Annotated in this window: 14 protein-coding genes and 1 riboswitch; of the genes, 4 read left to right on the top strand and 10 right to left on the bottom strand. The window is 59.9% G+C overall.

The genetic code is table 11. The features are described 5' to 3' along the window. Nucleotides 1-25: 25 nt before the first annotated feature. The 4 genes from FHT82_RS25250 to FHT82_RS25265 form a co-directional block, all read right to left on the bottom strand. Nucleotides 26-1,141 carry an ABC transporter ATP-binding protein gene (locus tag FHT82_RS25250; protein ID WP_183735430.1) on the bottom strand — a complete coding sequence of 372 codons (1,116 nt, stop codon included), beginning with the start codon at nt 1,139-1,141 and terminating at the stop codon, nt 26-28. Between the two features lie 3 nt (nt 1,142-1,144). Further along, the gene (locus FHT82_RS25255; protein ID WP_183735431.1) at nt 1,145-2,092 is read right to left on the bottom strand and encodes a carbohydrate ABC transporter permease; all 948 of its coding nucleotides are present in this window, start codon (nt 2,090-2,092) and stop codon (nt 1,145-1,147) included. Further along, on the bottom strand, nt 2,089-3,042 hold the full coding sequence (locus tag FHT82_RS25260) for a sugar ABC transporter permease (RefSeq protein WP_183735432.1): 954 nt from the start codon (nt 3,040-3,042) through the stop codon (nt 2,089-2,091). The genes FHT82_RS25255 and FHT82_RS25260 overlap by 4 nt, the downstream gene beginning before the upstream one ends. A 74-nt stretch (nt 3,043-3,116) precedes the next feature. Then, nucleotides 3,117-4,376 (bottom strand): ABC transporter substrate-binding protein, encoded by a 1,260-nt coding sequence (locus FHT82_RS25265; protein ID WP_183735433.1) that lies wholly within the window; start codon nt 4,374-4,376, stop codon nt 3,117-3,119. A 312-nt stretch (nt 4,377-4,688) separates the two neighbouring features. Here FHT82_RS25265 and FHT82_RS25270 point away from each other — a divergent pair, with 312 nt between their 5' ends. Further along, a complete protein-coding gene (locus FHT82_RS25270) occupies nt 4,689-5,741 on the top strand; it encodes a substrate-binding domain-containing protein (protein WP_183735434.1) in 1,053 nt (350 codons plus the stop codon). On the opposite strand, the gene FHT82_RS25275 is transcribed toward FHT82_RS25270, so the two are convergent. From FHT82_RS25275 to FHT82_RS25300, 6 genes are all read right to left on the bottom strand, one after another. Next, nucleotides 5,738-6,985, bottom strand: coding sequence for an adenylate/guanylate cyclase domain-containing protein (locus FHT82_RS25275; protein WP_183735435.1), 1,248 nt, complete (start codon nt 6,983-6,985; stop codon nt 5,738-5,740). The two genes, FHT82_RS25270 and FHT82_RS25275, sit on opposite strands and share 4 nt — an antisense overlap. Nucleotides 6,986-7,079: 94 nt before the next feature. Then, a complete protein-coding gene (gene nrdF, locus FHT82_RS25280) occupies nt 7,080-8,054 on the bottom strand; it encodes a class 1b ribonucleoside-diphosphate reductase subunit beta (protein ID WP_183735475.1) in 975 nt (324 codons plus the stop codon). 16 nt (nt 8,055-8,070) lie between these two features. Continuing rightward, nucleotides 8,071-10,239 (bottom strand): class 1b ribonucleoside-diphosphate reductase subunit alpha, encoded by a 2,169-nt coding sequence (gene nrdE, locus FHT82_RS25285; protein WP_183735436.1) that lies wholly within the window; start codon nt 10,237-10,239, stop codon nt 8,071-8,073. After that, nucleotides 10,218-10,619, bottom strand: coding sequence for a class Ib ribonucleoside-diphosphate reductase assembly flavoprotein NrdI (gene nrdI, locus FHT82_RS25290; RefSeq protein ID WP_183735437.1), 402 nt, complete (start codon nt 10,617-10,619; stop codon nt 10,218-10,220). The genes nrdE and nrdI overlap by 22 nt, the downstream gene beginning before the upstream one ends. A 13-nt stretch (nt 10,620-10,632) precedes the next feature. After that, nucleotides 10,633-10,854, bottom strand: a complete 222-nt coding sequence (nrdH, locus tag FHT82_RS25295) for a glutaredoxin-like protein NrdH (protein ID WP_007820342.1) — start codon at nt 10,852-10,854, stop codon at nt 10,633-10,635. 260 nt (nt 10,855-11,114) lie between these two features. Then, nucleotides 11,115-11,340, bottom strand: a riboswitch (cobalamin riboswitch). 337 nt (nt 11,341-11,677) lie between these two features. Next, on the bottom strand, nt 11,678-13,948 hold the full coding sequence (locus tag FHT82_RS25300; RefSeq protein WP_183735438.1) for a heavy metal translocating P-type ATPase: 2,271 nt from the start codon (nt 13,946-13,948) through the stop codon (nt 11,678-11,680). Nucleotides 13,949-14,019: 71 nt separating this feature from the next. On the opposite strand from FHT82_RS25300, the gene FHT82_RS25305 reads away from it, so the two are divergent. The 3 genes from FHT82_RS25305 to FHT82_RS25315 all read left to right on the top strand — a co-directional run bounded on the left by FHT82_RS25305 (nt 14,020) and on the right by FHT82_RS25315 (nt 16,818). Further along, nucleotides 14,020-14,442, top strand: coding sequence for a helix-turn-helix domain-containing protein (locus FHT82_RS25305; RefSeq protein ID WP_183735439.1), 423 nt, complete (start codon nt 14,020-14,022; stop codon nt 14,440-14,442). A 38-nt stretch (nt 14,443-14,480) separates the two neighbouring features. Further along, on the top strand, nt 14,481-15,692 hold the full coding sequence (locus FHT82_RS25310; RefSeq protein ID WP_183735440.1) for a TIGR03862 family flavoprotein: 1,212 nt from the start codon (nt 14,481-14,483) through the stop codon (nt 15,690-15,692). Nucleotides 15,693-15,858: 166 nt separating this feature from the next. Next, nucleotides 15,859-16,818, top strand: a complete 960-nt coding sequence (locus FHT82_RS25315) for a helix-turn-helix domain-containing protein (RefSeq protein ID WP_183735441.1) — start codon at nt 15,859-15,861, stop codon at nt 16,816-16,818. Nucleotides 16,819-16,898: the final 80 nt, after the last annotated feature.

Genomic DNA, 16,898 nt, shown 5'->3' on the forward strand with positions numbered 1-16,898 from the left:
CTGCGGCCAGAGAATATTTTGCTGGCTAAGCGATCCTCAACTGGCTGGCCGGATCGAAGAACACCGCCTTGTCGAGATTGAAGGCAAGGCGGGTATTCTGGCCGGGCAGGATGCCGGCATCGGCGCCAAGGCGCGCAACCACCGACTTGCCGCCGAGTTTGGTGACGGCGAACGTATCGGAACCGGCAGGCTCCACGACCTCGATGGCACAATCGCCGTGGACGACGGACTTCGCCTTCCGATCGGCTCCGTCGATATCGGTCAGCGCTTCCGGGCGAATGCCGAAGATCACCTGCTTGCCGGCATAGCCGGTCAAGTTGTTGGTCCCGGCATTGACCGGCAGCTTCAGCGGTTCGCCATTCGGCCGTTCCAGCGACACCTGCAGCCCGCCGGCACCGTTTTCAACGGTGGCGTTCAGCAGATTCATTGCCGGCGATCCCATGAAATCGGCCACGAAGACATTGGCGGGGCTGTTATATATCTCGGCGGGCGTGCCGAACTGCTGCAGCACACCGTCCTTCAGCACGGCGATCTTCGTTGCCAGCGTCATCGCCTCGATCTGGTCATGGGTGACGTAAACGATCGTCGTTCCCATGCGCTGGTGGAGGCGTTTGATTTCCGTGCGCATGTCGACGCGCAGCTTCGCATCGAGGTTGGAAAGCGGCTCGTCGAAGAGGAAGACCTGCGGGTTGCGCACCAGAGCGCGGCCCATCGCCACACGCTGGCGCTGGCCGCCTGAGAGCTGCGAGGGCTTGCGATCGAGCAGATGGCCGATCTGCAGCATGTCGGAGACCTGCTTGATCGCCTTCTCGCGCTCGTCCTTCGGCACGCCGCGGATTTCCATGCCGAAGGCGATATTGCCGGCAACGGTCATGTTCGGATAGAGCGCGTAGCTCTGGAAGACCATGGCGATATCACGCTTGGATGGGTGCAAACCGTTGATGGAGCGGCCGTCGATGCGGATTTCGCCCGAAGTGATCGCCTCCAGCCCGGCGATGGTGTTAAGCAGCGTGGACTTGCCACAACCTGACGGGCCGACCAGCACCAGGAAGCCACCCTTCTCGAGTTCCAGGTCGATCCCCTTGAGAATGTCGACGGCGCCGAAGCGCTTCTTGAGACCGGAAATTTCAAGGAAAGCCATGGATCACCCTTTGACGGCGCCCGCCATCAGACCGCGCACGAAATAGCGGCCGGCGAGGATGTAGACGATGAGCGTAGGAACGGCTGCGATCATCGCCGCAGCCATGTTGACATTATATTCGACCACGCCGGTCGAGGTATTGACGACGTTGTTCAGCGCCACCGTCATCGGCATGGAGTCGCCCGTACCGGCATAGGCCGAGGCGAAGAGGAAGTCGTTCCAGATATTGGTGAACTGATAGATGACCGTCACCACGATGATCGGCAGCGAATTCGGCAGCATGATGCGGCGGAAGATCTGAAAGAAGCTCGCCCCATCGACCTGCGCCGCCTTTACCAACTCCGTCGGAAAGGCCTCGTAGAAATTGCGGAAGAACAGCGTCGTGAAGCCGAGACCGTAGACGACATGCACGAAGACGAGGTTCACGGTCGAATTGCCGAAGCCGAAGCTCAGGCCCGTGAGATTCTGCAGCGTGGTACCAAAGCGGCCGAGCGCGCCGAGAATGGTCGCCATCGGCAGCAGCACCGATTGGAACGGGATGAAGCAGGCAAAGAGCATCAGACCGAAGACCAGCGTATGGCCGGGGAAGCGCCACTTGGTCAACACATAGCCGTTGAGCGCACCGAGAATGGTCGAGATGGCAACTGCCGGCACGACCATCTTGATCGAGTTCCAGAAGTAACCCTTGATACCGGCGCAGGTGAGGCCGACACAGGCCTCGCCCCAGGCCTTGAACCAGGGATCGAGCGTCGGCGCCTGCGGCAGCGCAAGCATATTGCCGTTCTGGATCTCGTCCATCGTCTTGAACGAGGTCGTCAGCATGACAAAGAGCGGCATCAGATAGAGAATGGCGAAGATCAAGAGCAGGCCGTAGATGATGATGCGGCCGACCCAGCGGCCGCTATTGCCGCCGTGCGAACTCGCGATATCAGAAGAGGTAACGCTGCTCATCGCGCCTTCTCCCTCAGTTCGGAATAGAGATATGGAACGATGATCGCCGAGATGGTCATCAGCATGATGATGGCGCTCGCGGAACCGACAGCCATTTCATTCCGCTTGAAAGTGTATTCGTACATGAAGTTGGACGGCAGCCATGCCGAACCGCCGGGGCCACCCGATGTCAGCGCCACGACGAGGTCGTAGGATTTGATCGCCATATGCGCAAGCACGATGAAGGCTGACAGGAAGATCGGCCGCAGCATCGGAATGACGATCCGCCGGTACATCTGGAAGGGCGACGCGCCGTCAATCTGCGCCGCCTTCATGATTTCACCGTCGATGCCGCGCAGGCCCGCAAGAAACATCGCCATGACGAAGCCCGAAGCCTGCCAGACACCGGCGATGACGACGGTGTAGATGACGAAATCCTTGTTCTTGATCCAGTCGAAGTGAAAGCTCGTCCAGCCGAAATGATGCAGCGTCTGCTCGAGTCCGAGGCCCGGATCGAGGAACCATTTCCAGGCAACGCCCGTCACGATGAAGGACAGCGCCATCGGATAGAGGAAAATCGGCCGCAATATGCCTTCGCCGCGAATCTTCTGGTCGAGAAGGATTGCCAGCAGCAGGCCGAGCCCAAGGCAGATGAAGATATAGAGGAAGCCGAAGATCCCCATATTGGTGATCGACGTGTACCAGGAGGACGGCGGGTCGCTCTCGAAGGTCCAGCGCCAGAGCCGTTGATAGGCGCGCGAGCCGGTCAGCGCATAGGACGGAAAGGTCTTGGAATTGGTGAAGGAAAGGTAGGCCGTCCAGACGATGAAGCCGTAAACGAAGATCACCGTGATGAGGAAACTCGGCGCCAATACGATTTTCGGCAATGCATCCTGCAGTCGGCCGCGAATGGACGTGCGGGTTGAGGGCTTCGACGTCAGGACCGGATCCGTGGTCGCAACTGTGCTCATGTGATCATCTCCTCCCCGCGCAGCAGGGGCCGTGGCTTCCCCGCAAGCGCGCGGGAAAGCCTTTGTCGTTAGAATTAGCGAGCGTCGTCGATAGCCTGGACGAGCTGGGTAACAGCTTCGTCGGAGGTCTTGATCTGACCATGGACGAACTTCGAGACGACATCCTTATAGGCGTTGGCGATCGCCGGAGGAGCACCATAGCCCTGAGCGAGCGAGCCGAACAGCGTGCCGCCTTCGTTGGCAGCCTTCAGGTCGGCAATGCCCTTCTTGCCGCAAGCGTCGAAATCCGTATCCGGTACGTCGGTACGGGCCGGAACCGAACCCTTGACGACGTTGAAGGCGGACTGGAAGCTCTTGGAAAGCGTTGCTGTGGCGAGCGCCACCTGAGCGGCCTTGCGGTCGTCAGGAACGTTGAACATGCCGAACATGTCGGAGTTGTAGACCACGCTGCCGTCGGTGCCCGGGAAACGGTAGCACAGGAAGTCGGTATCAGGGGTCTTCTTGGCGGCAACGAATTCGCCCTTCGCCCAGTCACCCATGACCTGCACAAGAGCATCGCCCTTGATGACCATGGCGGTCGCCAGGTTCCAGTCGCGGCCCGAGAAGTTCGGATCGACGTACTGGATGATCTTGGCGAGGTTATCGAAGGACTTCTTCATCGTGTCGGACTTCAGCGATTCCTCGTCGAGGTCGTTGAAAGCCTTCTTGTAGAATTCCGGGCCACCGGTCGACAGCACGATGGAATCGAACATCGTGGCTTCCTGCCAGTTCTGACCGCCGAGCGCGAGCGGGATGACGCCAGCTGCCTTTGCCTTGTCGAGCAGCGCGATCAGGTCGTCGAAGGTCTTCGGCTGCGTGCCGCCGATCTTGTCCATGACCGACTTGTTGATCCACAGCCAGTTGACGGAGTGGACGTTGACAGGTGCGGCGACCCACTTGCCGTCATAGACGGAGAACTTCTGCAGTGCTGCCGGAACGGACTTGTCCCAGCCTTCCTTCTTCGCCGTCTCGGTCAGATCGCCCATGACGCCAGCCTGAGCATAATCGAGCACGGTATAGCCGAGCATCTGAGAAGCGGTCGGATAGGTGCCTGCGGCAACCATCGCCTTCAGCGCGGTCATGGCTGCGTCGCCGCCACCGCCTGCGACCGGTACGTCCTTCCAGGCAAAACCTTCCTTGGAAAGGTCCTGCTTCAGCACGTTGAGCGCCGCGGCTTCGCCGCCCGACGTCCACCAGTGCAGCATCTGAACTTCCTTGACGTCAGCCGCGTGAGCGCTGCCGAAACCAGCCATCGTCACGACAGCAAGAGCTGCCGAGCTCAAAAACTTGCGCATGAATATCCTCCCGTTCGTAAGTGGCGGCGAGACCCACCTCGCCTGCCGGATGTCTTCCGCCGTGAGGGCGGCCAGGCACCACATACACCGCACCTCCCAGTGCGGGTAACAATTTAAAACGTTATAAACGCGGCCACGTCAAGCCCTTCCTCGACTCCCGAGAAAAATATGATTAGTCCGATAAATATTGATTTTATTTATATTTTTTCTGTTCGGTTAAGATGCCGTAAAAATTTAAATCGTTTGCATTGATTGATTGCGTGCCGTTTTCATCGTGTTATTGTAGCCGCGGCCCAGCATGGAATGTCCCCAGTGACCGAATCGTCCCAACTGCAACGCGGTGAAAATCCGGATGGTGCGCAAAAACGCAGCAAGCCGACCTTGCGTACCATCGCGACATTGACCGGCCTTGCAGTGACGACGGTTTCGCGCGCACTCAGCGACGCGCCGCAAATATCGGTTGAGACGCGCGAGCGCGTCCATCGCATTGCCCGCGAGATCGGCTACCTGCCCGACCGGGCTGCTCAGCGCCTGAAGACAGGCCGCACCAATGTCATCAGCATCCTTCTCGATCCGCATCAGGAAGTGGTCGGCTTCGGCACCGCGATCATGTACGGCATTGCCAAGGCGTTGAAAGAGACATCCTACCACCTCGTCGTCGCCCCGAACTTCCTGTCGACGACGGACCTCGAAGCAGCGGAATATATCGTCCGCAACAATTTCGCCGACGGCCTGATCTTCACGCGGACAGAACCCTTCGATGCGCGGGTGCGGATGCTGCAGGAAGTCAGCTTCCCCTTCGTGTCTCACGGGCGCACCGAATTTTCGACACCGCATGCTTATGTCGATTACGACAATTATGCCTTCGCCTACGAAGCCACCCGGCGTCTGATCGTCAAGGGCAGGAAGAAGGTCACCGTTGTCATGCCGCCGAAGCGGCTGACCTTCAGCCAGCACATTCTGCATGGTTTCATGACCGCCGTGCGCGAGGCCGGCGTCGCCTATGAGATATCGGAAGCGGTCACGCTCGATTCACCGGCCAATGAAATCAGAGATTTCTTTCGGGCGCGTGCCGCGGCGGCCGATGTTCCAGACGGATTCGTCTGTCCAGGCGAAGTTTCGGCGCTGGCGCTCGTCACCGCCATGAATGATGTGGGACGCGTTCTCGCTGATGACTACGATATCGTCGCCAAGGAGACCTCGCATCTCCTGACGCATCTGCAGCCGAAAATCGAGACTATCTATGAGGACCTGGTCGAGGCGGGCGAACATCTCGGCCAGATGCTTCTTCAGCGAATCGGCAATCCGGCAGCGGAGAGCCAGAGCCTGCTCCTGCCGCCGCAGATCAATTTTCCGGTGGCCTAAGCTGCGTCACGACCGGCTGTCGGCTTTTCGCGGAAAGCGAAGACTTCGACCGGCTCCCCAAGCCCGCGCAGAGGAAAAGTGCCGAGATTGTCCATCTCTTCCGTGCAGGTCGCCATCTCAACGAAAGCGCGAGACAAAAGTACCGGCCGCTTGACCTCCTTGGTCAAGGTTTCAAGCCGCGAGGCGACGTTGACTGCCGGGCCGATGACAGTGAAATCCAGCCGTCGACGCGAACCGATGTTGCCGTACATGACGTCACCGACGTGGACGCCGACACCATAGCGCAGCGGATCACGTCCCAAACGCTGATGTTGCTCATTTAGTTTCGCCATCGCCTCCTGCCCTTCACGGATCGCCGTCAAGAGATCCTCGCAGGCCGAAGGCTTCGACAGCGGGAAGATGGCAAGCAATCCATCGCCCATGAATTTCAGGATTTCACCGCCGTGCCGTTCGATCGGATCGGACATGGCATCGAAATAGTCATTGAGCAGCTGGATGACGTCGTCGCGCGGCCAGAGATCGGAGATCGCCGTGAAATCGCGCAGATCGCAGATCATAATCGCCGCGCCGACGGTCGTGCCGCTGCCACGGGTGATGACGCCGGAGAGAATCTGTTCGCTCGCATGCGGCCCGACATAGGTCTGCAGCAGCGTGCGCGCCATGATGTTCTTGAGCCTGATCTCGCTGACGAGAGTGAGAGCCGGCAGCAGATCGCGCAGGAAATCCACGTGTTCGCCGGTAAAACCGCCTGGCCTATTGGTGGAGAAGGTAACGACGTGGCGCTTGTCGAACGTATGATCGATCGGCCAGGCAACATATTCCGTATAGCCGTCGTCTCGCAATTCCTGGTAGAAGGGATAGTCGTCGCCCTCCCATAAATCCTCAAGGTTCTTCCGCACCTCGTTGGTGCCGCTGTGGATCTCGTTGACCGGGCTGTTGAGGAATTGCGGCGTGGTTTCCACCCCGTAGGCAAAGGTGTTGATCTTTGCCTCTTCCATGCCTTCCACCCATAGGATACGGGCGCCGATCCATTGCGGATGGTTGGTGCGGAAATGCAGGCTGGACCGCGTCACCGGCACGCCGACTGCCAGCAGCCGCTTGCACATCTCTACCAGGATATTGTCGATGAAACGCTCGCTGCGGGTCTCGTTGATCAGCCAGTCGAGAATTCGGCGCCTGCGGATTGGCCAGACGCCTTCGGCAGCTTCGCTTGCCGGATCAGTCGCTTCGAAAGAGGGCCTCATAAAAAAACTCCCGCTACGCCACATTCAACGAATACATCGCGCTGAATGTGGGCGATAGCGGGCCGAATGATAAGAGGCTTCGTAAAGATAAACCTCAGAAATCCCAGTCTTCGTCCTCGGTCGCCACCGCTTTGCCGATGACATAGGAGGAGCCGGAGCCCGAGAAGAAGTCGTGGTTTTCATCGGCATTCGGCGACAGCGCAGATAAGATCGCCGGATTGACCTTGCAGGCTTCGGCCGGGAACAGCGCCTCGTACCCGAGGTTCATCAGCGCCTTGTTGGCGTTGTAATGCAGGAACTTCTTGACGTCCTCTGTCAGGCCAACGCCGTCATAGAGCGCTTCGGTATATTTCGCTTCGTTGTCGTAGAGCTCGAGCAGCAGGTCGAAGGCAAAGTCCTTGATCTCCTGCCGGCGCTCTTCGGAGAGCTTTTCAAGTCCACGCTGGAACTTGTAGCCGATATAATAGCCATGCACGGCTTCGTCTCTGATAATGAGGCGGATCATGTCGGCCGTGTTGGTGAGCTTGGCACGGCTCGACCAGTACATCGGCAGATAGAAGCCGGAATAGAAGAGGAAGCTTTCGAGGAAGACGCTCGCCACCTTCTTCTTCAGGGGATCGCTGGACGCATAATGCTCCATGATCAGCGCCGACTTCTTCTGCAGGAATTCGTTCTCTTCCGACCAGCGATAGGCATCGTCGACATCGGGCGTCAGGCAGAGTGTTGAGAAGATCGAGGAATAGGAACGCGCATGCACCGCTTCCATGAAGGAGATGTTGGACAGCACCGCTTCTTCATGGGGGGTTGCCGCATCCGCCATCAGCTTGACCGAGCCGACACCGTTCTGGATTGTGTCGAGCAGGGTCAGCCCGGTGAAAACGCGGATCGTCAGCTGCTGCTCGGCTGTCGTCAACGTCGCCCAGGAGGGAATGTCGTTCGACAGCGGCACCTTTTCCGGCAGCCAGAAATTGCCGGTGAGGCGATTCCAGACTTCGAGATCCTTGTCGTCCTCGATGCGATTCCAGTTGATGGCGCGCACGCGGCTGACCGGCTTGAATTGCATGTTCATCATTGTCTCCGGTCGGTTAGAGCGTGCAGGAAACGCAGCCCTGCACCTCGGTGCCGGACAGCGCCATCTGGCGAAGGCGGACGTAGTAGATCGTCTTGATGCCCTTCTTCCAGGCATAGATCTGGGCGCGGTTGATATCGCGCGTCGTTGCCGTATCGCGGAAGAACAGCGTCAGCGACAGGCCCTGGTCGACATGCTGGGTGGCAGCCGCATAGGTGTCGATGATCTTCTCCGGCCCGATCTCGTAGGCATCCTGATAATAATCGAGATTGTCATTGGTCATGAACGGTGCGGGATAATAGACGCGGCCGATCTTGCCTTCCTTGCGGATCTCGATCTTCGAGACAATCGGATGGATCGAGGAGGTCGAGTGGTTGATATAGGAAATCGAGCCCGTTGGCGGCACCGCCTGCAGGTTCTGGTTATAGAGACCGGACGCCATGACCGTCCTCTTCAGCGCGAGCCAGTCTTCCTGCGTCGGGATATGAATGCCGGCATTGTCGAAGAGCGTCTGAACCTTCTCGGTCGCCGGCTTCCACTCCTTCTCGGTATACTTGTCGAAATATTCCCCCGAGGCATATTTCGACTTCTCGAAGCCCTTGAAGCTTGCGCCACGCTCGGCCGCCAGGCGGTTGGAGGCACGCAGAGCGTGATAAGTCACCGTGTAGAAATAGATATTGGTGAAATCGACGCCTTCTTCCGAACCGTAATGGATGCGCTCGCGGGCGAGATAGCCATGCAGGTTCATCTGTCCCAAGCCGATCGCGTGGCTGTCGTCATTACCCTTCTCGATCGAGGGCACCGAGGAGATATGGCTCATGTCGGACACGGCCGTCAGCGCGCGGATCGAGGTTTCGATCGTCTTGCCGAAATCAGACGAATCCATCGCCATAGCGATGTTCAGCGAACCGAGATTGCAGGAAATATCCTTGCCCATCGTCTTGTAGGAGAGGTCGTCGTTGAATTCGCTGGCCTCGCTCACCTGCAGGATCTCCGAGCAGAGATTGCTCATGCTGATGCGACCGGCGATCGGGTTTGCTCGGTTCACCGTGTCTTCGAACATGATGTAGGGATAGCCGCTCTCGAACTGGATTTCGGCAATGACCTGGAAGAATTCGCGCGCCTTGATCTTCTTCTTTGTAATACGCGCATCCGCCACCATCTCGCGGTACTTTTCCGTCACCGATATCTCGGTGAAGGGCACGCCATAGACCCGCTCCACGTCATAGGGCGAGAAGAGGTACATATCCTCATTGTTTTTGGCGAGTTCGAAGGTGATATCAGGTACGACGACGCCGAGCGACAGCGTCTTGATGCGGATCTTCTCGTCGGCATTTTCGCGCTTGGTATCGAGGAAGCGCATGATGTCGGGATGGTGGGCATTGAGATAGACCGCACCCGCACCCTGCCGGGCACCGAGCTGGTTGGCGTAGGAGAACGAGTCTTCCAGCAGCTTCATGACGGGGATGATGCCGGAAGACTGGTTTTCGATCTGCTTGATCGGCGCACCCGCCTCGCGAATATTGGTCAGGGAAAGCGCCACGCCGCCGCCGCGCTTGGAAAGCTGCAGTGCCGAATTGATGGAGCGGCCGATCGATTCCATATTGTCTTCGACACGCAGCAGGAAGCACGAAACGAGTTCGCCGCGTTGCTTCTTGCCAGCATTGAGGAAGGTCGGGGTTGCCGGCTGGAAACGGCCGGAGATGATTTCTTCCATCAGATCGCGAGCAAGCTGTTCATTGCCTCTGGCGAGCGCCAGCGCCACCATGCAGATGCGATCTTCGTAGCGCTCCAGATAGCGCTTACCGTCGAAGGTCTTCAGCGTATAGCTGGTGTAATATTTGAATGCGCCGAGGAAGGTCGGGAAACGGAATTTCTTGGCATAGGCCTGATCGAACAGATCGCGGACGAAATTGAAGGAATACTGGTCGAGCACCTCCTGCTCGTAATAGCGCTCGGTGACTAGGTAATCGAGCTTTTCCCTGAGGTTGTGGAAGAACACCGTATTCTGGTTCACATGCTGCAGGAAATACTGCTTGGCCGCCATGCGGTCCTTGTCGAGCTGAATCTTGCCCTCGTCGTCATAGAGGTTCAGCATCGCGTTCAGCGCATGATAGTCCAGCGCTTCCACTGCCTTGAGCGGTTTTGCCCCCGCATCCCGCGTCAGGTTTGTCCCCGTGTCCAAAATCGTCCCATCCCGTCTTTGACATTGGCGACATCCTCGGCAGTTCCCAGAAGCTCGAACCTGTAGAGATACGGCACCTGGCACTTCTGCGAGACCACGTCGCCGGCAAGCCCGTAGGTCTCGCCGAAATTGCTGTTGCCCGCTGCAATCACGCCGCGGATGTTGGAGCGGTTTTCCGCATCGTTGAGGAAGCGGATCACCTGCTTGGGTACGGCGCCCTTGCCACCGTCCCCACAATAGGTGGGCGAGATCAGCACATAGGGTTCGCGGATGTGGATGTCTTCAACGCCGACGGGAATGCGCGCCGCGCGTAGTCCCAGCTTCTCGACGAAACGATGGGTATTCTCGGACCGGCTGGAATAATAGACGATCAGGCCCATCGCTCTTCTCCAATCAGGAGAGGGCGCTGATCATGTCGGGACGGAAGCCCGCCCAGTGGTTCTCGCCGGCAACGACAACAGGAACCTGCATGTAGCCCATGCCGCGAACGCGATCGAGCGCGTCGGCATCCTCGGAAATATCGATGATCTGATAGTCGACGCCCAGACGGTCGAGGGCACGGTAGGTGGCGGTGCACTGAACGCAGGCAGGCTTGCTGTAAACGGTAACGCTCATCATGTTCCTCGTGATGTCAATGGATTCCGGACGCAATACTGGGATCGGGCGCCTTACGGCGTCCGGGGCAACGCTTGATGATGATCTTGCAGAGTTGGCGTTTAAACGCCTGAAATTATCCCTTGCAGGATTTGCGCGGGCGGCGGCCTTGACGTTCTCGACATAACTTCAACCCCGAAGTGCTCATGCGGACGTTCGGGGCAGCGTAACAGGACGGATAGATTCCGCTTTCATGCACGCGACCTTCCGGACATCCCGCCCGTGGACGTTTTATTCAAGGCAGGTCTCCTGGCTTACGGGTCGAAGCCCCTGCCCCAGCCTTCCCAAAGCGTCATGCCTCAGTGACCCGAAATCGGACAGTTGCTCGCCGCTTACAGTTGCGGGGGCAGCTCCGGCTTTGTCGCGCCGTCATGGCGAAACGCACCGTATTCCCGTCTTAGCCCCCGACCCTCACGAATCGAAGGAACCTTGAACACTAGATATAGTACGCGAATCCCGGTTTGCGTCAACGGATGGTTTGTGCATCGCGTTACGGGATGTTTGAAATCGCTGCATTCCTGTGAAAAACGTGGTTAACAAATGATCAAGAAAACAGGCAGTGGAGACGGCTGGGAGGAAGAGAGCAAGCCTGTAGCCGCTTCGCGATTTTTGCTTCGGGATTCATGCCCGAATCGTGATGTGGCGTCGCGCAAAAGGCACGCCTGTTGTTGCTGAGGCAGCTCCAGTTAAGGCACCGAACTGGCTCCTTGCTCCAGATCGGCGGATCCCGAGAACAGTGATGTGGCAAGCGTGCCCCTGCCGCATCACGCTGCCAAAGAAATCCTTACGTCCTTATCCGAAGAAGGCGAAGCGCGTTCATCGTCACCAGCACGGTCGCGCCCGTATCCGCCAGGATCGCCGGCCACAGGCCAGTGATGCCAAGGATGGTGGTGACGAGAAACACCGCCTTCAGCCCGAGCGCGATAGTGATGTTCTGCATGATATTGCGCATCGTCCGCTTCGAAAGGTCGATCATGCGCGCCACGTCGCCGACACGTCCATGCAGCACCGCCGCATCCGCCGTTTCCAGCGCCACATCGGCGCCACCGCCCATGGCAATGCCGACATCGGCAGCCGCAAGCGCCGGCGCATCATTGATGCCGTCACCGACCTTGGCGACGAAAAGCCCTTCGCGCTTCAACTCGCCGACAATGCGCTGCTTGTCTTGCGGCAGAAGCTCGCCGCGCCAGTCGATGCCGAGATCGCCGGCAACGGCAGCGGCCGTGCGCTTGTTGTCGCCGGTCAGCATAATGGCGCGCACACCGGCCGCCTTCAGCGCCGCAACGCCGCTCTTTGCGTCCTCGCGCGGCTCGTCGCGCATGGCGATCAGGCCGGCAGCGACGCCATCGATCAGCAGCACCGAAACACTTTTGCCCGCGCCGTTCAGGACAGCGACCTGCTCATCCTGCCCCTCATTCAGCGCCCCACGCTCACGCGCAGCCGGCGGCGACAGGAGATCGAGCGTCTCGCCGCCCACCTTGCCCGTCACACCCTTGCCCGGCAGCGCCTCAAGTTCGAAAGCCGGCGGCATAGGTGCACCATCGGCCCTCGCCCGGTTGAGGATCGCCAGCGCCAGCGGATGGCTGGAGCCCTGCTCCAGGACCGCGGCGCGTGACAGCACCTGCGCATCGGGACGTCCAAAGGCAATGATATCGGTTACCTGCGGCTTTCCCGCGGTCAACGTGCCCGTCTTGTCAAAGGCGACGGCCGTCACCTTGCCAAGCGATTCCAGAACCGCGCCGCCCTTCATCAGCAACCCGCGGCGCGCACCCGCCGAAAGCGAGGCGGCAATGGCTGCAGGCGTCGAAATGACCAGAGCGCAAGGGCAACCGATCAGCAGGATCGCAAGGCCCTTGTAGATCCATTCGCCCCAAGCCGCACCCGTCAGCAGCGGCGGCAGGATCGCCACCAGGACCGCCACGACGACAACACCCGGCGTGTAATAGCGCGAAAAGCGGTCGATGAAGCGCTCCGTCGGCGCCTTGGATTCCTGCGCCTCCTCCACCAGCTTGACGACGCGGGCAATCGTATTGTCCTCGGCAGCGGCCGTCACGCGAACACGCAATGCTGCATCGCCATTGACCGTGCCGGCAAAGACGGTCTCACCCGCCCCTTTGCGCACCGGCGTGCTTTCGCCGGTCACCGGCGCTTCGTCGATGTCGCCCTCACCAGACAGGATCGTACCGTCCGCAGAAATCCGGTCGCCCGGCCGTACGAGAATGATGGAGCCGACAGCGAGCGTTTCCGCCGGCACTTCCGTCACCTCGCCGCCCGTTTCGAGCAGCGCATTCTTCGGCACCAGCGTCGTCAGCGACTGGATGCCAGCGCGCGCCTTGCCGGCGGCTACGCCTTCCAGCAGCTCGCCGACAAGGAACAGGAAGACCACCGTCGCCGCTTCTTCGCCGGCATTGATGATGACTGCGCCGACAGCGGCTGTAGTCATCAGCATTTCGATGGAAAAGGGAATGCCGGCAAGCGCCGCCATGATGGCGCGCCGCGCGATCGGAACCAGCCCGACCAGCAGGGCGGCAATGAAGGCATAGGAAGCGATCGCAGGCACCAGATGGCCGACCGCATAGGCAACAACGAGCGCCAGGCCGGAGAAGATCGTCAGTCGGCCCTTCTTGCTTTGCCACCAGGGGCCGGTCATCGGCCCATGATCATGACCGTGCAGCCCCGCGACTTCCTCCGCACCGTGCGAATGTACATGACTGGAATGATCGTGATCATGATGTTCATGTCCGTCATGATCGTGGTGGTCATGGTCATGGCCGTGGTCGTGATCATGGTGCGCATGATACTGGCCGCCCTTCTTTTCCTGAGCAGGCGCCTTGCCCGTGAACGGAGCGACGGAATAGCCGAGGCCGGTCACCTTCTTCTCGATCGCCTTGAGATCGCTGCTGCCATTGTGGCGCACCGTCATCGTGCCGGCCGTCACCGAAACCGAGACGTCCTCGACCCCGTCCATACGCCTGACGGCCGTATCGATCTTCGTTGCGCAGGCGGCGCAATCCATACCGCCGACCCTGTACCGTGCCTGTGCTGCTTCGCTCACGATCTAAATCCTTGCTTGTAGGCAGCGTCCTTCCTACATCCTCTAGCGACTAGAGGTGCAAGAGGAAAATCATGAAAAAGATCACCATCGGTGAAGCCGCACGTCACAGCGGCGTCAAAGTGCCGACGATCCGCTATTATGAGAGCATCGGCCTGCTTTCCGAACCCAGCCGCAGCGAGGGCAACCAGCGCTCCTACGAGCCCGCTGACCTCGATCGCCTCGCCTTCATCCGCCACGCTCGCGAACTCGGCTTCGAGATCGATGCGATCCGCACGCTGCTGCACCTGCAGGATGACCCACACCAGCCCTGCGCCTCCGCCGATGCCATCGCCAAGGCACGTCTCATCGAGGTCGAGCAACGTATCCGCAGTCTGAATGCGTTGAGGGCGGAACTGGAGCAGATGGTCGAGAGCTGCTGCCACGGCCGCGTCGATCAATGCCGGGTCATCGAAGTGCTCGCCGACCACGGCAAGTGCGTGCATCCGCGTCACTGAGGCTTGCGCTAGGCGATCACCCGCGCCAAGAAGGCGCAATGGAACAGAAGACGATTGCGATCATCGGCGGCGGTCCCGCAGGCTTGTCGGCGGCCGAAATATTATCGGAAGGCGGCCACGCCGTCGCTGTCTATGACGCGATGCCGACCTTCGCGCGCAAATTCCTGCTCGCCGGCAAGTCGGGCCTCAACATCACGCATTCGGAAGACTACGACCTCTTCGCCACCCGTTTCGGCGATGCCAATGTCAGTCTTCGTCCCGCCCTCGATGCCTTCACCCCGGCCGATATCCGCACCTGGGCAACTGATCTCGGCACCGAAACCTTCGTCGGCTCCTCCGGCCGCGTCTTCCCCAATGTCATGAAGGCTTCGCCGCTTCTGCGCGCCTGGCTCGCCCGGCTGGAAGCCCGCGGCGTCAGCTTCTTCACCCGCCATCGCTGGATCGGCTTTGCCGACGGTGGACACAGGTTCGAAACGCCAGACGGACGCAAGACTATTTCCTGCGATGCCACGCTGCTTGCGCTCGGCGGCGCAAGCTACCCCCGTCTCGGCTCCGATGCGGCCTGGGTGCCGATGCTTGCCGATCGCGGTATCACAATCGCTCCATTCCAGCCCGCCAATTGCGGTTTTGACGTCGCCTGGAGCGATCTCTTCCGCGAGCGTTTTGCCGGCGAACCGCTGAAATCCGTCACAGCAACTTCCTCCGCAGGGACGTTTCCCGGTGAATTCGTGATTACCAAACACGGCATCGAGGGCAGCCTTGTCTATGCGCATGCCGCCGCCCTGCGGGGTCGTCTGCGTGGCGAAGGCAAGGCGTTTTTGACGCTCGACCTCACCCCCGGCCGCACGCTCGAACGCCTGTCCCGTGACCTTGCCCGACAGGATACGAAATCGAGCTTCTCCAACCGCCTGCGCAAAGGCGCCGGGATCGACGGCGTGAAAGCCGCGCTCCTGCGCGAACTGACGCCGGAAGCCGATCGCAACGATCCGCAGAAGCTCGCCGCCGCCATCAAGGCCCTTCCGATCCCGCTTCTGCGCCCGCGTCCGATCGCCGAGGCCATCTCGTCCGCCGGCGGCATCGCCTGGAGCGAGGTCGACGAGAGCTACATGCTGAAACATCTTCCCGGCGTTTTTGCAGCCGGCGAGATGCTGGATTGGGAAGCGCCGACGGGCGGATATCTGCTCACAGCCTGTTTCGCCACGGGCCGCGCCGCGGCGAGAGGCATCGAAAACTGGCTCAGCCGAAGGTGAAGGCAAAAGTTTACACGCCGGATTGAACCGCAAGGCGTGCTGTCTCAGAAATGCGACACTTCGCATCCGGCAAATTCGATCCATACAATCCGCGGTCATGCCGGCTTGATTGCAAAGCCGCCATATTTACATCAGAATATGCGCAAGTTCCGTGGGAGGAGCCTTCATGCACGAACAATCCGCACATGCGGAGCATGTCTATACGTGCGCCCAGCAAAACTCTGCTGCGGCCAGCTCGCCGATCGTGGCTTCATGGCGCCGCTGCATGACCATGTATCAGCTGGCGCCGGAGGAAAAACGTGCGCCCCTGCGCCTGACAGAACAGGAATTCCGCCTTGCGCGGGAACAATCCGAGCAGTTGATCGCCGATGCCCGTGACGAACTCGACCGTCTCTTTGCGACGGTGGGCAAGGCCGGCTGCTGCCTGCTTTTGACCGATCGCAACGGCATTGCGCTGGAACGCCGCGGCGCCGCCGGCAATGACAAGGAATTCTACGATGTGGGCCTTTGGACCGGCTCCGTCTGGACCGAGGCCAGCATCGGCACCAACGGTATCGGCACGGCTCTCGCCGATGAACGTGCCGTCGCCGTTTTCCGCGACCAGCATTTCTACTGCTCCAACATCAAGCTGAGCTGCACCACAGCCCCGATCCGCGATCATCGCGGTCTGCTTGCCGCCGCGCTCGACATTTCCACCTGCCGCGATGACGTCAATGAAATGACGCTCACCATCCTGTCGCAAGCCGTGCGAGATGCGGCCATGCGTATCGAGCTCAATCTGTTCCGTTCCGCTTTTGCCGGCGCCCGTTTCGTCATGGTCCCGGCCGGCGCCAATTCCGCCAATGCACTACTTGCCGTCGACCGGCACGATCTCGTCCTCGGCGCCACGCGCGCCGCCCGTCTTGCCCTCAAGCTTGACGACAGGCATATCGCCGCCGGCATTCCGGCCTCCGATGCGCTGCACGAAGGTCGCGTTTCGCAGGAGGAAGAAATGGCAGAGGCGGAAAAAGCCGCTCTCCTGCGGGCGCTGTCGCGTACCCATGGCAACGTCTCCCAGGCCGCCACAGCCCTTGGCATCAGCCGCGCAACACTGCACCGGAAGATGAAGAAGCTCGACCTGCACTAAGACAGGGCGAAAGGTTCAATCACAATGTCGTGGCGGTGCCGAAACCTGTCGCAACTCTGCGACACTGTGCACTGCGGTAT

Source organism: Rhizobium sp. BK275 (genome assembly GCF_014193555.1).
Lineage (GTDB): Bacteria > Pseudomonadota > Alphaproteobacteria > Rhizobiales > Rhizobiaceae > Rhizobium.